The sequence below is a fragment of the Candidatus Liberibacter americanus str. Sao Paulo genome (assembly GCF_000496595.1).
GTDB lineage: Bacteria > Pseudomonadota > Alphaproteobacteria > Rhizobiales > Rhizobiaceae > Liberibacter > Liberibacter americanus.
The window spans coordinates 1,019,877-1,038,597 of sequence record NC_022793.1 but is presented as its reverse complement, the minus strand read 5'-3'; the positions used below and the strand labels follow the sequence as shown (position 1 = coordinate 1,038,597).

Genomic DNA, 18,721 nt, shown 5'->3' with positions numbered 1-18,721 from the left:
ATTTAATTATTGTTATTGTTTGTCTATAAGTAGATCGTTAGTTTTTGAAAAATATTGAATTTTAGTATTCTGAGGTGTCTTAAATGAATTCTAATTTAAAGAATTTTATTGTATGGGTTATCGTATTATTATGCTGTGTAGCGATGTTTTCTATATTCCAAACCCCGTATTTCGGGCAGGGTAATGTACGAGATATCTCTTATTCTCAGTTTATTAAAGATTTAAATGATGAAAAGATTCGAAAGGTATCAATTGTAGGAAAATCGATATCAGGGAATTATGTCAAGGAAGAAACTTCTTTCCAGACATATGCTCCTATAATAAACGATAAGCTATTGCTTCAGTTAGAATCAAAAAATGTAGAGATATCATCAAAACCTGTTAAGGATGATTCTCCTGGATTAATAGGTTATCTCGGCAGCTGGTTTCCTTTGATTTTAATGGGTCTTATTTGGATATTTTTTGTAAGGCAGATGCAGGGTGGTGGTGCACGTGGTGCTATTGGATTTGGAAAGTCAAAGGCTAAGTTATTAACTGAAAAAAATGGTCGTGTAACATTTGCGGATGTAGCTGGAGTTGATGAAGCTAAGTCTGATTTACAAGAGATAGTTGATTTTTTATGTGATCCTCAAAAATTCAAACGTTTAGGTGGACGTATTCCTCATGGAGTTCTTCTTGTAGGTCCTCCAGGAACAGGAAAAACCTTGCTAGCTCGTGCTGTTGCTGGTGAAGCTAATGTTCCATTCTTTACTATATCTGGTTCTGATTTTGTAGAGGTATTCGTTGGTGTTGGGGCATCTCGTGTTCGTGATATGTTCGAGCAAGCTAAAAATAATTCACCATGTATTATTTTTGTTGATGAAATAGATGCAGTCGGTCGTCATCGAGGTATAGGCCTAGGAGGAGGTAATGATGAGCGTGAACAAACTTTAAATCAGTTACTTGTTGAAATGGATGGTTTTGAATCCAGTGAAGGTGTTATCTTAATAGCTGCAACTAATAGACCTGATGTTTTAGATCCTGCTTTATTACGACCTGGTCGTTTTGATCGTCAAGTTGTTGTTCCAAATCCTGATATTGTTGGAAGAGAAAAAATACTTAAGGTTCATAGTCGTAATGTGCCATTAGCTCCAAATGTTATTTTAAAAACTTTAGCTAGAGGTACTCCTGGTTTCTCTGGGGCAGATTTAAGAAATATGGTGAATGAAGCTGCTCTGATGGCTGCTCGTCGTAACAGGCGTTTGGTTACTATGAAAGAATTTGAAGATGCTAAAGATAAAATTCTCATGGGTGCGGAGCGTCGCTCTACAGCAATGACAGAATCAGAGAAGAAGATAACTGCTTATCACGAAGCTGGACATGCTGTTGTTGCATTTCATGTTCCAGAATCAGATCCCTTGCATAAAGCAACTATAATTCCTCGAGGCAGATCATTAGGTATGGTTATGCAGCTTCCAGAAACAGATCGTTACTCTACAAGTTATAAATGGATGATATCACGTTTAGCTATTTTAATGGGTGGTAGAGTTGCTGAAGAAATTGTTTTTGGTAAGGAAAATATTACTTCTGGTGCTATGTCAGATATTGAATATGCGACTAAATTAGCACGTCTTATGGTTACGCAGTATGGTTTTTCTGAATTATTAGGAAGGGTTTCTTATGCGGATGGTCAGCAAGAAGCTTCATTTGCTAATCCTTCTTCTCGTTCTAGAAATATTTCTGAAAAAACTTTTCAAAAGATAGATAGTGAGGTTTTCCGTCTTATAGATGATGCATATCAAGATGCATTACGTATCCTACAAGAAAAAAATAATGAATTTATTGCAGTTGCTAAAGGATTGCTAGAATATGAGGTTTTATCTGGACAAGAAATATCTTCTTTAATTAAAGGAGAAAAAGTAAATAGATTTGTAGATGAAGATGCTGATTCTTTGAATTGTTCGTCTGTTCCAAAAGCGGGTATTAAAAAATCTGATGTTACTGATAATAATGAAATAGAAAAAACGGTTCCTCAGAAGATTGATGATTGTTCTGAAATTAGTGAAGAGGATACTGATACTAAGTAAGTATGTTATTATATTATTATTTTTATAATATGCTTGATTATTATATATTACAAAATTGATTATTTTTTATATCTAGTAAATATAGATATAATTATGTTTTATTTAAGATATTATATTTTATTATTTTTTGTAACATATTTGCATTTTTTACTTAGTTATCTTTTTTTACATATAAATATTATAAGGATAATAATTTTAAGGATCAGGTATGAGGCGGCGTTATTTCGGCACGGATGGGATTCGTGGTAAATCCAATATATTTCCAATAACGCCTGATATTATGATGCGTGTTGGTATTGCTGTAGGACATTTGTTCCGCAATGCTGGAAAACGTCCTAGAGTGATTATTGGGAAAGATACTCGTTTATCTGGATATATGATTGAAAATGCTTTAGTAGCAGGTTTTACTTCTGCTGGAGTTGATGCCTTCATGCTAGGACCTATTCCTTCTCCTGCTGTTGCCATGTTAACCATATCTATTCGTGCTGATGTTGGTGTTATGATTTCTGCTTCGCATAATCCGTATCAAGATAATGGTATAAAACTGTTCGGTCCCGATGGTTATAAGGTGTCTACTGATATTGAAGATAGTATTGAATGCATTATTGAAAAAGATTGCCTGTCACATTTATCTTGCTGCAATAGCATTGGACAAGTAAAACGTATAAATGGTGTCCATGATCGTTATATTGAGTATGCTAAGCGTACTTTACCACGTGATGTTACCTTGCGAGGTTTGCGTATTGTTGTTGATTGTGCAAATGGTGCATCTTATAAGGTTGCTCCTGCTGTTTTATGGGAATTGGGAGCAGATGTTATCGTTATTGGAGACAAGCCAAATGGTTTAAATATAAATCTTGATTGTGGTTCTACGAATTTACTTGCATTACAAAAGAAGGTGCATGAAGTTCGTGCAGATATCGGTATTGCTTTAGATGGAGATGGTGATCGTGTTATAATTGTTGATGAATTGGGTTCTGTTGTAAATGGAGATCAAATTATGGCTCTTATCGCTCGGGAATGGATGAATATTTCTTCATTAAATGGAGGTGGTATTGTAACGACTATTATGTCTAACATTGGTCTTGAAATATTTTTGTCTGACATTGGCTTATCTTTAAAACGCACTAAAGTTGGTGATCGTTATGTTGTTGAGTATATGAGAAATAACGGATTTAATGTTGGAGGTGAACAGTCAGGTCATATTATCCTATCTGATTATTGTTCAACAGGAGATGGACTTGTAGCAGCTTTACAGGTATTACGTTGCATAAAAAAATATGATCAGCCAGTTAGCAGAGTTTGTCATTGCTTCGAAGAATATCCTCAATTTTTACGTAGTATAGAAGTAAAGGATAGTTCTGTTTTAAACAATGCATTGGTTGTACAAGCTATTTCCGATGCTGAAGCTGAGTTACAGGGCATGGGTAGATTGGTTGTTAGAGCTTCTGGAACAGAATCTATGATTCGCGTTATGGCGGAAGGAGATGATTTATCTAAGGTAAAACGTATTGTTGATGATTTAGTTTCTGTTATCCAATGATTAATTATATATGTTTAAAATAGTAACGAAGTTTTTATTGCCATAGTTGAAACATATTAGTTCTATTATTTTGATTTTTTCTTTTTTGTTTATAAATATAAATTTTTTTATTATATTATTATAGATAGAGGTGTTCATGAGAGATTTTTTATTACAGTTTTTTACTTGGTGGAATGGTCAAACATTAGGAACAAGGTTGTTTACTTGGCGTTTTGGTCGTTATGTTGGTAAAGATGAGTTCGGGAATAAATATTATGAAGGTAATAAAACTTCATATAATTTGCCGCGGCGTTGGGTTATTTACAGTGGATATGCGGATCCTTCTTCTATTCCACCTATATGGCATGGATGGATTCATCATCGTAGGATTGATTTTCCTGAAAATCATGAGCATAAAAATATATTTGATTGGCAGAAATCACACCGCTTAAATGCTACTGGATCTCCTGATGCTTATTGTCCAAATAAATCAAAGAATTGTCAGGATATTGGATATAGGTTGACAGGTGAGTATAAAGCATGGTCACCTGATTAACTTTTTGTATCAGTTTGTTAAGTAATATATTTTGGGTTATATCTTTTGAAGTATGTAGTTTTAATATCAACTTTATTTTTCTTAGCTAATAGTGCTACTGTTGTAAAATCTTCTAGATTAGAGAATAGAGTAGCCGAATTTGCTGGGCTTGATAAGATTACGAGTCGTGTTTTGACTTTTGACGTTGAAATAAACAAATTGACCCAATTCGGATCTTTAAAGATATTGCCAAGAGTTTGTTATTCGAGAGATGATCGCGAAGCGCAGCGAGTAGATGCTTTTGTTGAAATTTCAGATACGCCTATAGATCATAATTCCGGATTAATTTTTTCTGGTTGGATGTTTGCAGATAGTCCCTCAATGAATGCCCTTGATCATGCTATATATGATATTTGGTTAATAAGATGTAAAAATCCTATAAAATCTTCTCATTATAATGAAAATTATTCAGTTGCTAGTAATGATGAGAACGCAGTCGTTAGCAATGATAAAAATATTAATATTAATGATTAATGTAATTTGTAATTATATTATAACATCTAAAAAACATACAAACTAATGTATAAAAGTATACTATATGTCATATTACAACTGTATTTTTTATTAAATATTATTTTAATGAGCTAACAGGTTTTTCAAGCATAAAATATATTTTTTATATATAAATTAAAATTAACTAGATTATGAACCTTTAATTAGACTTAAGACAATTGATATATCAATTAAGTCACAATATTTTGCGCAGTGTAAATTACTTAGTATTATCAAGTATATATTTTTTTTTCTTATTGATTTTATTTTTATTTAATGAATATAGATGGCTTATTAAAAAGCAAATTGACATTAGCATAACTATTGTAGGTGCACACGCACTGTTTAGTAAAAAACTTATATATATGCCTATCAAGGTGCATAATATGGATGTAATAACTGAAATTAATATCATTGTTGTATGATGTTGAGATATAAGGAAAGCGGTTGCTCCGGGAAGAACTAAAACAGCGGGTGGAAGTATAATCCCAATTGCTTTTAATGAGATGACAATAACCAAAGATAGTATAACTAAAAAAATATAATGTAATAATTTAATAGGTATATGCATTGTATGTGCATATTCTGGATCAAATATCATTATGAGAAGATCTTTCCTTTTTAAAATTAGAAAAGTAACAGAAATCAAAGAGAATATGACTGTTATTATTATTCTTGATTTAGAAATTCCGATCATATCTCCAAATAATATATGGTTAAAATGTATTGAGCTTTGGACTTTTAACATTATAATCATACCTATTGCAAACATTCCAGAGAATACTATACTGAGTAATATATCTTCTTGAAAATTACTTTTTTCTTTAAGATATCCTGTAAATAATGTACAGATCATACCTGCAATGAATGCTCCTATCTCTAATGGTAATCCTATAATATGAGCTATAATTATTCCAGGAAGAACTGAATGAGAGATAGCCTCTCCTACGAAAGATTGTTTTTTTAAAATAACGAAACAGGATAATATTGACATAGGAATCACAATTATTATTGCGATTAAAAAACTAGTTTGCATGGTTTTTAATGGTAAAATAATATAATCAATTAAATTATTCATAAAAAAATCTTTCGTAATATGCAAAATTGCTTACTTTATTTCATCTTAAAATGCTTTGCGCTGTTTAGGGAAGGAGAAAATAGAAATTAAGAATATTGAAATTTGTGTTATTACGACAACTCCACTAGGGCTACAATCTATAAAATAGCTGATATAAGTTCCTATAAAACAAGTAATAAAGCCAATAAAGGCACTTAGTATTAGATATTTTCCAAAAGTTTTTGATATCATTATAGCGGTAGCTCCAGGTGTTATTATTGTTGCTGTTACAAGTAATATGCCAACTGTTTGGAAGCTAACAACTATTGATGTTATAAGCACAGTAAAAAATAATATTTTTAAAAATTTTACATTTATTTTTGTTGAACGAGCGTGTTCTTCATCAAAAAACAAATATAGGAAATCTCTCCATTTCATCCAAATAATTGATAAAACAAAAAAACTTATTATCATAACTTGAATAATATCAATGTTACTTATAGAAAGTAGACCTCCTAAAAAAATATTATCTATATAGATAGAATTTGGTGATAGTGATAATATGAACATAGCTATAGAATAAAAAGTCATATAAACCACTGCAATGGATACATCTTCTTTTAGTTTTGTCTTTTCATTGATTATTACCATTATGCTTGCGGCTAACAGTCCTGAAAAGCTAGCTCCGATAGATAATGGTAGTTTAAATTTATAGCATGAAACTATTCCTAGTAAAATTGCGTGTGACATGCCGTTACAAAGAGAAGACCATCCTTTTAATATTACGTATGCTGATAAAATTCCACAAATACATCCTATCAGCGATCCAACCCAAATAGCCGTACTCATGTAATTATACGTGAAAGGTTCTATAATCATAGTTATAACTTTATTTAAAGTCATACTGTTTTATCCATTCTCTGCGATGTATAGCTTATGATCATCGTCAGATTTAATATTTATGGTATCTCCAAATGTTTCTTGAATATTGCTTGATATAAAAACATCTGATGTTTTTCCATATGCTATTACTCTTTTTTTGAGAAAAATGGTAAGGTCGCAAAACATTGGTACAGAATTAATGTTATGTGTAGAAACTAATATCATGCTATTTGCATTTCTTAGTTCTTTTAAAAGGGAGATGATTTCCCTTTCTGTTTTAAAATCAATAGCAGCGAATGGTTCATCCAAAATTATTATTCTTCCCTTTGTAGCTAATGCACGAGCAATAAATACACGCTTTTGTTGACCAATAGAAAGTTCTCCTATTTGTCTTTTTCGCATGAAAGCCATTCCTACGCTTTCTAATGCCTCTGTTACAATATGATGATCTTCTGATGATGGTATACGTAACCAATTCATATGCTTATATCGACCCATCATTACTATGTCTTCTACGAGAATTGGAAAGCTCCAATCTATAGACTCAACTTGTGGAATATAGGCGACCATATTTTCTTTAATAGCTTCTTCTACTGTGTGATCAAAAACAGATATAGATCCTTCTTCTAATGGAATAAATCCCATAATAGCTTTAAATAAAGTGGATTTACCAGCTCCATTCATGCCTATCAATGCTGTTATTGTGTTTTCAGGGATAAAAAAACTAACTTTTTCTAAGGCGCAACACCCATTTCGATATGTAATAGAAACATTTTTTAATTCTACTCCACATCTTTTATGGTTAGACTTATCATATATCATATTGCTAAGCGATCTGTAATTGTTTTGAAGGATAATTTAAGCATATCCACATATGTTGGAGCTGGGCCATCCGATTCGGTGAGTGTATCAACGTATAAAACTCCTCCATAAGATGCGTTAGTTTCATAGGCCACTTGTTTGGCTGGTTTATCAGAGTTAGTTCCTTCTGAAAAAATAAACTTAATTTTATGCTTTCGCATTTGATCAATAACCTTGCGCATTTGTCCTGGATTAATCTCTGAATGGGAATTTATTGGCCATAGATAAAGTGATTTAAATCCGAGATATTCTGCTAAATATACTAAACATTCTTCGCTTGTTACTAGCCAGCGATCTTCCTCTTTTAAACCATCAAGCTTGGATTTAAAGGGCAATATAGTCCTTTTAATTGTATTCTCATATTGTTGCGCATTTAATTCATATCTTTTAGCATTTTGAGGATCTAATTCTTCCAATGCTTTTCGAATATTATTTATATAAATTATTGCATTATCTACAGACATCCATGCATGCGGATTCGGTTCGGATTCGCCATTTTTAATAATTTTAATACCTTTGCTGATTTCAACTATTTTCACATTATCTCTTAGAGAGCTAAAAAAATTCATAAAACCTTCTTCAAGGTGCAAACCATTGCATAATACAAGATCTGCATTTTTTATTTTTATCACATCTGATGGTATAGCTTGGTAATTATGAGGATCAGCGCCAATAGGAACTAAAGAAACGACTTTTATCAAGTCTTTTGCAACGTTTCTTGCCATATCTGCAATTATTGGAAAACTAGTTAAAACTATTTTTTTTTGTTGTTCTGCGTAAGAAAAAAATGGATTAGTAGCTAAATATAAGAATAAAAAATATGGTAAATAACGCAAAACTTATACTCTAAATAAAAAAAAACAAAATCTTTAGAATTAAGTTTATATCTTCGAAAATATTAGGTCAAGCAATTTATAAATATACTATCTTTATCGTTTTTGACCGGTTAAATTATCATAATTTTTTTTCAATATGAGATGATTATATTTATGTCTTTAATCTATTTTTGATTTCACTTTAAACGTATGATAAATATATGATATTCTTATCAATGTAAGATTATTTTTCTATCAGTAAATAATTTATTAAGACTTTTCTATGCGATCTATTGTTAAATTGGATAAAATTAAGTTTAACACTTGCAAAAGTTAGTTAGGATATGGCATAGATTTGCTTTGTTTGTATTTAATTTTCAATTTTAATATATAGGACTTTTTATAAATATGGTTATGGTCTTAACTTTTCCAGGACAGGGCAGTCAAATACTGGGTATGGGTTATGAGCTTTATAAGGCTTTTCCTGAAGCTCGCCTCGTTTTTGAAGAAGTTGATCATGCTTTGGATCATAAACTTTCAGATATAATGTGGAATGGCCCTCAGGAGGATTTAACTGCTACCCATAATGCTCAACCAGCGCTTACAGCAGTTTCTATGGCATTAATTCGTATTATGGAAAAGGGCGGTTTATGTATTGATAAACATATAGATTATGTTGCTGGGCATTCTTTAGGGGAATATACAGCTCTTTGTGCGGCTAGAGCTTTTTCTTTGGCTGATACTATTAGGTTAGTTCGTGAGCGTGGAAAGTCAATGCAGGAATCTGTCCCAGAAGGATTAGGAGGAATGGCTGCTATTATTGGGCTTGATGTTTCTGTGGTTGAGAATATTTGCGATCATGCTTCTAGAATTGGTGCTTGTCAGATTGCAAATGATAATGGCGGTAATCAGTTAGTGATTTCCGGATTAAAAGATGCGGTTAAGTGGGCTGCTGATTCTTGCTTAGAAAAGGGGGCTAGTCGTGCTGTTTTTTTGAATGTATCTGCTCCTTTTCATTCTTCTTTGATGTCTCCTGCTGCTGAAGTAATGGAGAGAATGTTAAGTGTAATAAATAAAAGTGATCCAATTGTCCCTATACTTCCTAATGTTTGTGCAAGCCCATTTTCTGATATTGATAAGATTTCTAAATTTCTAGTCCGACAAGTGACAGGAAGGGTTCGTTGGAGAGAAACAATACAGTGGCTTTTAGATCACGGAGCTACTAGCATTTATGAAGTTGGATCTGGAAAGGTGTTAACAGGTCTGGCTAAGCGTATTGACAGGTCAATTTCTGCTGTTTCGATTAGTTCGATTGAAGATATAGATAAAGCACTTAGGTTTATAATTGGTTAGGATATTTTATGTTTGATTTGACTGGGAAGAAAGCATTGGTTACTGGTGCCAGTGGTGGAATTGGTTGTGCAATTGCAAAGGTTTTACATAGGCAAGGTGCTATTGTTGGAATGCATGGTACTTCTGAAGAAAAATTGCAAAAAGTTGCGCTACAATTTGATAATAGTTGCCGTATTAAGTTGTTTCAATCAAAATTTTCCGATCACTTATCTGTGGCAGATTTTGCTAAAAAAATTGATTTAGAAATGCAAGGGATTGATATCTTGGTGAATAATGCAGGAATTGTCAAAGATTCGTTGTTTTTGCGTTCTCAAGATAAGGATTGGGATGATGTTTTATTCGTTAACTTGACTTCTTCATTTATTTTGACACGTAAGTTAGTTGCTGGAATGATTAAAAACCGTTTTGGTCGTGTCATCAGCATTACATCTGTAGTCGGTTTTACAGGAAATGCTGGACAAGTTAATTACTGTTCTACAAAATCGGGGCTAACTGGGTTTTCAAAAGCTCTTGCTCAAGAAATAGGTAAGCGTAACGTAACGGTTAATTGTGTGGCTCCTGGTTTTATAGGTAGCGATATGACATCTGGTTTAACTGAAGAGCAAAAAGATAAAATCATTTCTTCAGTGCCTATGAATCGTATGGGTAGTGCTGATGAAGTGGCTTCAGCTGTCCTTTATCTTGCTTCTTCGGAGGCCTCTTACATAACTGGTCAGACTATTCATGTTAATGGCGGTATGGCGATGATTTGATCTGAAAATAGTTCTTATATTTGTAAATATGACATTTTATTTACTCATTGATTATATTTAATATTTTTTTATCCGTATTAAATCAGATTTTTCTTGTGTTAAATCGCAGTTTTTGTTGACATTATGATTAGCTATTGTGTATGTGATTGTACAGGCCTTTTAAGGTTTTTCTGTATAAAGTTGAAGTGAATCACAAAAAAAGGAAATGACTATTAAGTATGACTGATGATGTTTTGTTAAATAAGACTGATGATGCTTTGGAAAAAAATGTTTTAGAGCGTGTAAAGAGCATGGTTTCTAAGCAACTTACCGCTGATCCGTCCCAAGTGGTTTTAAATGCTCGTTTTATAGAAGACTTAGGCGCAGATTCTTTGGATACTGTAGAGCTTGTTATGGCTTTTGAAGAAGAGTTTTCTCTTGATATCTCGGAAGAAGCTGCTAACAAAATAATGACCGTGGGTGATGCAGTAAAATTTATAACTCATGAGTTACAAAATAAAAAATAAAATTGTTTATTTTTTATTTAATTTCTTCGTCTTGGTTTAATCATATGTTATGTTACGCATTTTATATCTTAGTTGTTTCCAGTGTTATTTGAAGGGCGCGCATTAAAGAATGAGACGTGTAGTTGTAACTGGGATTGGAATGATTACTCCTCTTGGATGCGGTTTTGAAAACAGTTGGTCTAGACTTATTGCAGGAGAGAGAGGAATACAGCCTTTGGCAAGTGATATTGATCTAGATGGTCTTTCTTGTAAAATTGCTGGATATGTTCCTAGTGGAGATGGTTCTGAAGGAACTTTTAATGCTGACGATTGGATTTCTCCTAAAGAGTATCGTAAAATTGATAAATTCATTTTATATGGCATGGTTGCTTCTGATATGGCAATTGCTGATTCTAATTGGTGTCCTAAAACAGATGAGGATCATGATTCTGCAGGGGTAGTATTCGGATCAGGGATGGGTGGTATACATAGGATAGTGGAGAGCAGTTATGTTCTTCGTGATAGGGGCCCTCGCAAAATATCGCCTTTTACTGTTCCTGGAAGTATTATCAGTCTTTTATCTGGGAATATTTCTATTAGACATAAATTAAGAGGGCCTAATCATGCTGTAACAACGGCTTGTTCCAGTGGTGCTCATGCTATTGGCGATGCCTCTCGTCTTATCGCCCATGGTGATGCAGATTTAATGATTGCTGGTGGGGCTGAAGCTGCTATTTGTAGTTTGGGTATTGCGAGTTTTGCTGCATGTAGAGCATTGTCTACTCATTTTAATGATAATCCTGGTATAGCATCTAGGCCGTTTGATCGAGATAGAGATGGCTTTGTTATGGGCGAAGGAGCTGGAGCTCTGGTATTAGAAGAGTTAGAACATGCAAAGGCTCGTGGTGCTAGAATTTATTCTGAATTGGTAGGATATGGTCTTTCTGGTGACGCTTTCCATATTACTGCTCCTCCTCAAGATGGGAATGGTGCGTATCGTTGTATGTCTTCCGCTATTTCTAATGCAAATTTACTTCCTAGTGATGTTGATTATATAAATGCTCATGGGACATCGACGGCTGCTGATATTATAGAGCTTGGAGCTGTTGAAAGATTAATGGGAGATCATTGTTCTAAAGTTTTAATGTCTTCTACTAAATCATCTATGGGGCATTTGCTTGGGGCTGCAGGTGCTGTCGAAGCTGCTATTTGCAACCTTGCTATTCGTGATAATATAGTTCCTGCGACACTTAATCTTGATAATCCATCAAGAGAAACTTTAATTGATTTATTGCCTCACAATGCAAAGAAAAAAGATATAAATGTTGTCATGTCAAACTCTTTTGGTTTTGGCGGAACAAATGTTTCTTTGATTTTCAGTAGGTTCTTAGATTAATGTTTATATTTTAATGATTTATTTTTCTATACTTGGTTTTATTTGTGTATATATTTATTTTTTTTGTTAAAATAAATTTGCTGATTTATTGTTTTTTATAATAAATTCACATTTATAGGATTCATGTTTCTTGAAATTTTGTAGATTAAAATTAATTTTGCTTTGGGCAATTTTGATTGTTTCATTTGTTATATTACTATTTGGTGTCGGGATTTATTATTATGCGACGGTTTATTATAATAAATCAGGGCCTCTTAAAAATAGTTCTATAATTTTAATAAAGAATGGTATGACATTGCGAGATATTTCAAGAGAATTATTTCGTAATGGAATGATAGATAATTCATGTATATTTCAGTATACAACAAGGCTAAGATTAGGGTCTCAAGTTTTAAAGGCCGGTGAATATAAGATAGATATTGGATCGTCTATGTTTCAAATTGCTGAAAAAATGTTTCACGGCAAAACTTTTCTTCATTCAATTTCTTTTCCCGAAGGATTTACTGTAAAACAGATTTTTAAACGACTGGAAGATAATCCTTTTTTGACAGGAGAATTACCATCTAAGTTGCCTCGTGAAGGTGATTTATATCCCAGCACTTATATGTTCCCCTTGGGAACTAATCGTTCAGATATTATAGATCAAGCTATATTAGCTCAAAAAAAAGTAGTTGATGATATTTGGGCAAACCGTAATCTCAATATTCCTATAAAAAACAAGGAAGATTTAGTTATTCTTGCTTCTATTGTCGAAAAAGAGACCTCGCGTGCCGACGAGCGCGCTCATGTAGCCTCTGTGTTTATAAATCGTCTTTTAAAAGATATCAGGCTTCAATCTGATTCAACAGTTGCTTATGGAATATGTGATGGAAATTATCATTTATTGGATAGAAAAATCAATCGTTCTGATTTAGCAAAAAAAACACCTTATAATAGTTATCTTATAAATGGTTTGCCACCGACTGCTATTTCTAATCCGAGTCGTTTTTCTTTAGAAGCTGTTGCTAATCCATTAAATACAGATGATTTGTATTTTGTTAGCGATGGAGATGGAGGTCATTTATTTTCTAATAATCTTAAATATCATAATGCTAATGTTCAGAAGTTGCGTAGTAAATCATCTGCATCATAAAAATAACTTGATTTTTATTAATGCTATAAAATTACCTTTTTTCATAACGTTATGTATTGGTTTATGAATTAGATGATTATGTTGTAATTTCATTAGATATTATTGATAGTATTATAATAATATGTTGATTTTTCCATTTTTTTTATTATTTGTAAATTTTATCCTTATAAGTCATATACCTATTTGTTTTATTTGGTTTTTGATTTACAAATTTAATAGCATTTTTTTAATTTTATCAAAATATGTTAAGTTTTAATTATAATTTTAATTTATTTATAATGATATTATATAATTTATTAAGTAAGGTTTAGAACTTATATATATCAATATACTATTTAGTAATGCTAGCTTAAATGGTAATTGTTATATAATATACTGTATCATGATTGTTGAATTTTAACTATTTATTATATAATAAATATGTTATGGATGCTTGATTATTTTATCTGATGTGGATAATGTTAGTTTGTTTATATGTCTATGGGCCTGTAGCTCAATGGTTAGAGCCCACGGCTCATAACCGTTAGGTTGGGGGTTCGAGTCCCTCCGGGCCCACCATTTTAACAGTATTTTATATCTTTTTTTATAATTAACTTGTAATAAAATGGTGGTTTTTATTTAAAATATTTAATTTATTTTTATATTAAAAGATTATATTTGTTTATTTTTTATAATAGTAAAATGCAGATGATCGTCTTTTATAGTATTTTCATTCTTAAATTTAATACATTACACGTTATTGATGTTTTTGTAATAATTTTAGATAAGATTAAATGAATATTATTCGTAATTATATCTATTATCTATATAATGAGGTTATTTGTTTTGAATTTCCGTACATGAGTTATTGGTTAAATATTTTATCTTGGGACAATAATTTATATCTATTTTAACTATAAGCATATTTTTTATCATATCAGTGGCAGTTGATTATCGCCATGCCAGCAGTTATCAAAGATATTCCAATAACAGTTGACATAGAGAATGGTTCTTTCCAAAATATTGATGCAATTAGGCTAATAATTATTATAATTAGGCATGTGACTACAGTTTGTGCTATTTGTATTGGCAGTTGATCTATAAGTATAGCATAACAAAAAAAACTTGAGGTGTAAAACATAAAACCAAGCCAATAAAACAGGTTACAATAGTTAAAAATAGGAGTATATAGGATAGAATTTGTATCTTGTTGAATTGATGATGATATCTTTACACATACAAAAGACATAACGCTAATTATGATATTTAATAAAAAAATTGCCCATTTCATTTTATGGTTCCCTTCACAGTCAGGTTTATAACTTGAGAGTGATATAGATTCTAGCTATTCCTCAAATCAAGATGACAAGAAATTTACTCCCATATCAAATCTCTTTAGTACTGATGATACATTAAGACCAGCAATGATAGATAAGATAAAACAATATAGTGTTGGTTGCTTTAGAGCCACTGTCGAAATGCATCAGGAAAATACATTTAGAAAATATGTTAACTTTATGGATATATTTAAGATATAGCGTACCACGCAACTCCTAAATTGAAACATTTATTGTCCAAATTGTCAAGAAAATTATATTTTATGATGATTAATAAGCCCATTGCTGCAGTATTTCAAATATTATTATCAATGTTATTTATACTGATAATTCGTTGAATAAAATACTTTGTTGATTAATCTTATTATTAGATTATTTAATCTAAAATATTTCTATAAATATTGTTTTTTCATGATGTTATTATTATGGTAAATATACTTTATATTTGATAATAAAATTACAATGGCTTTATTTAATTAAAGATATAATAATTATATTTTTATATTGATATTATCTATTTACTAAAATATATGCATTTATTTTAATAATTTATAGTGATTTTTTATTTTAGAAACTGATATTATAACTATTGCTTGTTAAGAAAAATACATTTATTTTCATAAGAAAGTAATATATGTATTCATAATTTTTATATATCCTGTAAAATAAATAATAATAAGATAAATGTTATATGTGGTATTATAGCCCATGAATTATTTCATAATCTTAGGATTAAAGGAGTAAATATTAATATATTAAAATGAAGCCTCTTATAATTTTTCCAGATCCTATTTTAAGGGAAATATCTCAGCCTATAGAACGAGTAGATATTGATATTATTAGTTTAGTAGATGATATGTTAGATGTTATGTATTATAATAATGGTGTTGGATTAGCTGCTGTTCAAATCGGATTTTTATATAGATTAGTTGTAATTGATGTAAGTAGGGATTATAAAAATAATAATCATATGGTATTTATAAATCCTGTTATATTATCTTCATCAAAAGATTGTTCTGTTTGTGTGGAAGGTTGTTTGTCTATTCCTGACTATAGATATGAAGTTAAGCGTCCTTCTTATATAACTGTGAAGTATCTTAATTGCGATTTGCAACCTAATATCATATATGCTGATGGCTTATTATCAACATGTTTGCAACATGAAATTGATCATTTAAATGGAATATTATTTATAGATCATATATCTCTTTTAAAGAGAAATATGGTGAAAAATAAATTTGCAAAGTTAGCAAAATTGCAAAAATAAATTTTTTATTCAGAATAAAAGGATATATTTATTTGGCATTAAGGATTGTTTTTATGGGAACATCTGCTTTTGCAGTTCCTACATTAAGGGCTCTTGTAGCTTCATCTCATAACGTGGTTTCTGTCTATACTCAGCCTCCTCGTCCCTCTGGAAGACGTGGTTTAAAAATTATACCTTCTGCATTACATCAAGTTGCAAGTGAATTAGATATTGAGATACTTATTCCAACATGTTTTGAACAAGAAGAATATGAAAAGTTTCTGAATTTTAATGCTGATGTAGCTATAGTGGTGTCATATGGATTGATTATTCCTAGTAATATTTTATCTGCTACTAGGCTAGGTTTTTATAATGGCCACGCATCTTTATTGCCTCGTTGGCGCGGGGCTGCTCCAATACAACGTGCCATTATGTCTAATGATAATGAAACAGGTATAGCGATTATGAAGATGGATGAGAATTTAGATATGGGTCCTGTTGCCATTATGAAAAATATTGAGATATCTCCTAATATTACTGCTGGATTGTTACATGATAAGTTAAGTATTATGTGCGCAGATGCGATGTTAGAAGCTATGGATAAACTAGAACAAAATAATCTACCTCTTTCTCCACAGAAAGAAGATGGTGTTACTTATGCTAAAAAAATTTCAAAAAGTGAGACTCGTATCGATTTTAAAAAATCTTCAGAAGAGGTTCATAATCATATTAGGGCCCTTTCTCCTTTTCCTGGAGCTTGGTTCGAAATATCTATTAAGAATCGATTTGAGCGCATTAAATTACTTGAATCTGAATTGGTAGATGGTGAAGGATATCCTGGTGAGATTATAAGTTCAGATTTTACTATAGCATGTGCTAAAGGGGCTGTACGTATTAAGCGATTGCAACGAGCAGGTGGTCATGCAATTACGAGTGTTAAAGATTTTCTTTTAGGAAATCCAATTTTGACTGGTTCTATAATTGATTGATGATGCGTTATTGTTTGATTATTGAATATGATGGAGGGGCATACTTTGGTTGGCAAAGACAAAAAGTAGGCAATTCAATACAAGGTGAACTAGAAAAAGCTATATTTTTAGCAACCTCAGAAAATGTGACTGTATATGGTTCAGGCCGCACTGATTCAGGTGTTCATGCTCTTGGACAGGTGGCTCATTTTGATTTAGTTCGAGAATGGGTTCCAAATAAATTGTTTCAAGCTATAAATGCTTATTTAAAAATTGCTGGCAATGCTATTTCTATACTTAGATTGAGAGTTGTAAGTAATCAATTCCACGCACGTTTTTCTGCTATTAGGCGTAGTTATATTTATCGTATTATCACTAGATATTCACCTCTTGCCCTTGAAAAAGGGCGTGCATGGTGGGTTAAAAATGATTTAGATTGTGAAATGATTAGAATAGCAGCTCATAATTTAATTGGTAGACATGATTTTACTACTTTTAGATCAGCGCAATGTCAGGCATTGTCTGCTATACGCACAATCAATCATATTGATATTAATAGATCTGGTAATTTGATAGAAATAAAAGTGATTGCACGGAGTTTCCTTCATACTCAGATACGTTCTTTTGTGGGAAGTTTGAAATTAGTAGGTGAAGGAAAATGGACTCCAGATGATTTGAAAAAAGCATTGTTATCACAAGATCGAAAATCATGTGGTCCTTTATCTCCACCTGAAGGGCTTTATTTTCATTCTGTAGAATTTCCTGATAGTTTTGCACTTAGCACTTGATGTACATCTTATAAATAAGATAATAGTATTAGGTTATAAATAAGATGATAGTATTATGTCCATATTTTGAATTGCGGCTCCTGATGCTCCTTTGCCTAAGTTGTCAAGAACTGCCATAATATTTATATGTGGTGATTTAGGAGAGCCAAAAATAAGAATATTCATCTTATCGCTTCCAACCATCATTTCACAATCTACAAAGTCCATTTTGCTACTTATCTCTAATGGTATTACAGAGATAACATCTTGTCCCTTATAGTTATAGTATTCATGAAAAATATTATGTATTTCTTTTAAGGTGCTATCCCAAGAAAGTTTTTCAAGGTATAAAGGAATTTGGAGAACAATTCCTTGTGGAAAACGTCCGACAGAAGGTGAAAAAATAGGTTTTTTTTTGATAAGTCCGTATTTAGTTATTTCCGATAAATGTTTATGTGTAAGATCAAGGCTATAAAAAAAATGGTTGATTTTAATTGTATCTTCAATATTTTTTTTTTCCATACGGGATATCAATTTTTTCCCGCCTCCTGTATATCCGGAAATTGCGCTTATAATAATTGGATAGCAATCTGGTAGAATTTTTGCTTTTCGCAACGGACGTAGAATCGAAATAGCAGCTGTAGCATAGCATCCTGGATTTGATACGTATTTAGCAGATCGTATTTTATTGGTTTGAGATATATCCATTTCTGGGAAGCCGTATATCCAATCTTTTGATGTACGATGAGCAGTTGATGTATCAATTATCCGAGTCTCAATTCTATTTTTTTCTATTGATTTTATTATTTGCAAAGATGCGTCTTCCGGCAAGCAAAGGATAGAAACGTCTGCCTTGCTTAATAGGTCTTCTCTGTAGGCAACATTATGTCTCTTTTCGAATGGAAGTGATAGCAATTGCAAATCACGTCTTTGCCTTATGCGATCACAAATTTTTAATCCAGTAGTACCGTGTTCGCCATCTACAAATATTTTATACATCTAGAGCCCAATTAAAA

18 protein-coding genes and 1 tRNA gene are annotated in these 18,721 nt (G+C 31.7%); 14 read left to right on the top strand and 5 right to left on the bottom strand.

Features of this window, described 5'->3' with window-relative positions:
- The first annotated feature begins 83 nt into the window (after positions 1 to 83).
- The 4 genes from ftsH (at position 84) to LAM_RS04385 (ending at position 4,657) form a co-directional block, all read left to right on the top strand.
- On the top strand, positions 84 to 2,066 hold the full coding sequence (gene ftsH, locus LAM_RS04400) for an ATP-dependent zinc metalloprotease FtsH (protein WP_007557070.1): 1,983 nt from the start codon (positions 84 to 86) through the stop codon (positions 2,064 to 2,066).
- Positions 2,067 to 2,274: 208 nt separating this feature from the next.
- Positions 2,275 to 3,609, top strand: coding sequence for a phosphoglucosamine mutase (gene glmM, locus LAM_RS04395; protein ID WP_007557071.1), 1,335 nt, complete (start codon positions 2,275 to 2,277; stop codon positions 3,607 to 3,609).
- A gap of 136 nt (positions 3,610 to 3,745) precedes the next feature.
- Positions 3,746 to 4,144 carry an NADH:ubiquinone oxidoreductase subunit NDUFA12 gene (locus LAM_RS04390; protein WP_007557072.1) on the top strand — a complete coding sequence of 133 codons (399 nt, stop codon included), beginning with the start codon at positions 3,746 to 3,748 and terminating at the stop codon, positions 4,142 to 4,144.
- 45 nt (positions 4,145 to 4,189) lie between these two features.
- Positions 4,190 to 4,657 carry a DUF2155 domain-containing protein gene (locus LAM_RS04385; RefSeq protein WP_007557073.1) on the top strand — a complete coding sequence of 156 codons (468 nt, stop codon included), beginning with the start codon at positions 4,190 to 4,192 and terminating at the stop codon, positions 4,655 to 4,657.
- Positions 4,658 to 4,895: 238 nt separating this feature from the next.
- On the opposite strand, the gene LAM_RS04380 is transcribed toward LAM_RS04385, so the two are convergent.
- From LAM_RS04380 to LAM_RS04365, 4 genes are read right to left on the bottom strand one after another with little or no spacing between them, the layout of a single operon-like run.
- Positions 4,896 to 5,753, bottom strand: a complete 858-nt coding sequence (locus tag LAM_RS04380; protein WP_007557074.1) for a metal ABC transporter permease — start codon at positions 5,751 to 5,753, stop codon at positions 4,896 to 4,898.
- 45 nt (positions 5,754 to 5,798) lie between these two features.
- Positions 5,799 to 6,635, bottom strand: a complete 837-nt coding sequence (locus LAM_RS04375; RefSeq protein WP_007557075.1) for a metal ABC transporter permease — start codon at positions 6,633 to 6,635, stop codon at positions 5,799 to 5,801.
- Positions 6,636 to 6,641: 6 nt separating this feature from the next.
- Positions 6,642 to 7,436 carry a metal ABC transporter ATP-binding protein gene (locus LAM_RS04370; protein WP_007557076.1) on the bottom strand — a complete coding sequence of 265 codons (795 nt, stop codon included), beginning with the start codon at positions 7,434 to 7,436 and terminating at the stop codon, positions 6,642 to 6,644.
- A complete protein-coding gene (locus LAM_RS04365) occupies positions 7,433 to 8,311 on the bottom strand; it encodes a metal ABC transporter solute-binding protein, Zn/Mn family (RefSeq protein WP_007557077.1) in 879 nt (292 codons plus the stop codon). Before LAM_RS04365 ends, LAM_RS04370 begins: the two co-directional genes overlap by 4 nt.
- A gap of 387 nt (positions 8,312 to 8,698) precedes the next feature.
- On the opposite strand from LAM_RS04365, the gene fabD reads away from it, so the two are divergent.
- The 10 genes from fabD to truA all read left to right on the top strand — a co-directional run bounded on the left by fabD (position 8,699) and on the right by truA (position 17,726).
- Entirely contained in the window at positions 8,699 to 9,643 is a 945-nt protein-coding gene (gene fabD / locus LAM_RS04360) for an ACP S-malonyltransferase (RefSeq protein WP_007557078.1), read from the top strand.
- Between the two features lie 8 nt (positions 9,644 to 9,651).
- The gene (gene fabG, locus LAM_RS04355; RefSeq protein ID WP_007557079.1) at positions 9,652 to 10,395 is read left to right on the top strand and encodes a 3-oxoacyl-[acyl-carrier-protein] reductase; all 744 of its coding nucleotides are present in this window, start codon (positions 9,652 to 9,654) and stop codon (positions 10,393 to 10,395) included.
- A gap of 218 nt (positions 10,396 to 10,613) precedes the next feature.
- The gene (gene acpP / locus LAM_RS04350) at positions 10,614 to 10,901 is read left to right on the top strand and encodes an acyl carrier protein (RefSeq protein WP_007557080.1); all 288 of its coding nucleotides are present in this window, start codon (positions 10,614 to 10,616) and stop codon (positions 10,899 to 10,901) included.
- A gap of 109 nt (positions 10,902 to 11,010) precedes the next feature.
- Complete coding sequence (gene fabF, locus LAM_RS04345) at positions 11,011 to 12,276, top strand: beta-ketoacyl-ACP synthase II (protein WP_007557081.1); 1,266 nt, start codon at positions 11,011 to 11,013, stop codon at positions 12,274 to 12,276.
- 130 nt (positions 12,277 to 12,406) lie between these two features.
- Positions 12,407 to 13,408: an endolytic transglycosylase MltG gene (gene mltG, locus LAM_RS04340; RefSeq protein ID WP_007557082.1), complete on the top strand. Its 1,002-nt coding sequence runs from the start codon at positions 12,407 to 12,409 to the stop codon at positions 13,406 to 13,408.
- A 482-nt stretch (positions 13,409 to 13,890) separates the two neighbouring features.
- Positions 13,891 to 13,966 (top strand) — tRNA-Ile (locus LAM_RS04335).
- A gap of 380 nt (positions 13,967 to 14,346) precedes the next feature.
- Positions 14,347 to 14,484 carry a hypothetical protein gene (locus LAM_RS05425; protein WP_187287993.1) on the top strand — a complete coding sequence of 46 codons (138 nt, stop codon included), beginning with the start codon at positions 14,347 to 14,349 and terminating at the stop codon, positions 14,482 to 14,484.
- Between the two features lie 994 nt (positions 14,485 to 15,478).
- Complete coding sequence (gene def, locus LAM_RS04330; RefSeq protein ID WP_144079415.1) at positions 15,479 to 15,991, top strand: peptide deformylase; 513 nt, start codon at positions 15,479 to 15,481, stop codon at positions 15,989 to 15,991.
- 32 nt (positions 15,992 to 16,023) lie between these two features.
- Positions 16,024 to 16,959, top strand: coding sequence for a methionyl-tRNA formyltransferase (gene fmt, locus LAM_RS04325; protein ID WP_040055865.1), 936 nt, complete (start codon positions 16,024 to 16,026; stop codon positions 16,957 to 16,959).
- Entirely contained in the window at positions 16,959 to 17,726 is a 768-nt protein-coding gene (gene truA, locus LAM_RS04320; protein ID WP_007557086.1) for a tRNA pseudouridine(38-40) synthase TruA, read from the top strand. Before fmt ends, truA begins: the two co-directional genes overlap by 1 nt.
- A gap of 33 nt (positions 17,727 to 17,759) precedes the next feature.
- Here truA and argC read toward each other — a convergent pair whose 3' ends face one another.
- Complete coding sequence (gene argC / locus LAM_RS04315; protein ID WP_007557087.1) at positions 17,760 to 18,704, bottom strand: N-acetyl-gamma-glutamyl-phosphate reductase; 945 nt, start codon at positions 18,702 to 18,704, stop codon at positions 17,760 to 17,762.
- Between the last annotated feature and the right edge of the window lie 17 nt (positions 18,705 to 18,721).

Excerpts from the sequence above, each read along its gene's own strand:
- glmM (WP_007557071.1), top strand. The coding sequence starts at position 2,275 with ATGAGGCGGCGTTATTTCGGCACGGATGGGATTCGTGGTAAATCCAAT.
- LAM_RS04380 (WP_007557074.1), bottom strand. The coding sequence starts at position 5,753 with ATGAATAATTTAATTGATTATATTATTTTACCATTAAAAACCATGCAA.
- fabF (WP_007557081.1), top strand. The coding sequence starts at position 11,011 with ATGAGACGTGTAGTTGTAACTGGGATTGGAATGATTACTCCTCTTGGA.
- acpP (WP_007557080.1), top strand. The coding sequence starts at position 10,614 with ATGACTGATGATGTTTTGTTAAATAAGACTGATGATGCTTTGGAAAAA.
- LAM_RS05425 (WP_187287993.1), top strand. The coding sequence starts at position 14,347 with ATGCCAGCAGTTATCAAAGATATTCCAATAACAGTTGACATAGAGAAT.
- LAM_RS04370 (WP_007557076.1), bottom strand. The coding sequence starts at position 7,436 with ATGATATATGATAAGTCTAACCATAAAAGATGTGGAGTAGAATTAAAA.
- LAM_RS04390 (WP_007557072.1), top strand. The coding sequence starts at position 3,746 with ATGAGAGATTTTTTATTACAGTTTTTTACTTGGTGGAATGGTCAAACA.
- fabG (WP_007557079.1), top strand. The coding sequence starts at position 9,652 with ATGTTTGATTTGACTGGGAAGAAAGCATTGGTTACTGGTGCCAGTGGT.
- argC (WP_007557087.1), bottom strand. The coding sequence starts at position 18,704 with ATGTATAAAATATTTGTAGATGGCGAACACGGTACTACTGGATTAAAA.
- fabD (WP_007557078.1), top strand. The coding sequence starts at position 8,699 with ATGGTTATGGTCTTAACTTTTCCAGGACAGGGCAGTCAAATACTGGGT.
- truA (WP_007557086.1), top strand. The coding sequence starts at position 16,959 with ATGATGCGTTATTGTTTGATTATTGAATATGATGGAGGGGCATACTTT.
- LAM_RS04375 (WP_007557075.1), bottom strand. The coding sequence starts at position 6,635 with ATGACTTTAAATAAAGTTATAACTATGATTATAGAACCTTTCACGTAT.
- ftsH (WP_007557070.1), top strand. The coding sequence starts at position 84 with ATGAATTCTAATTTAAAGAATTTTATTGTATGGGTTATCGTATTATTA.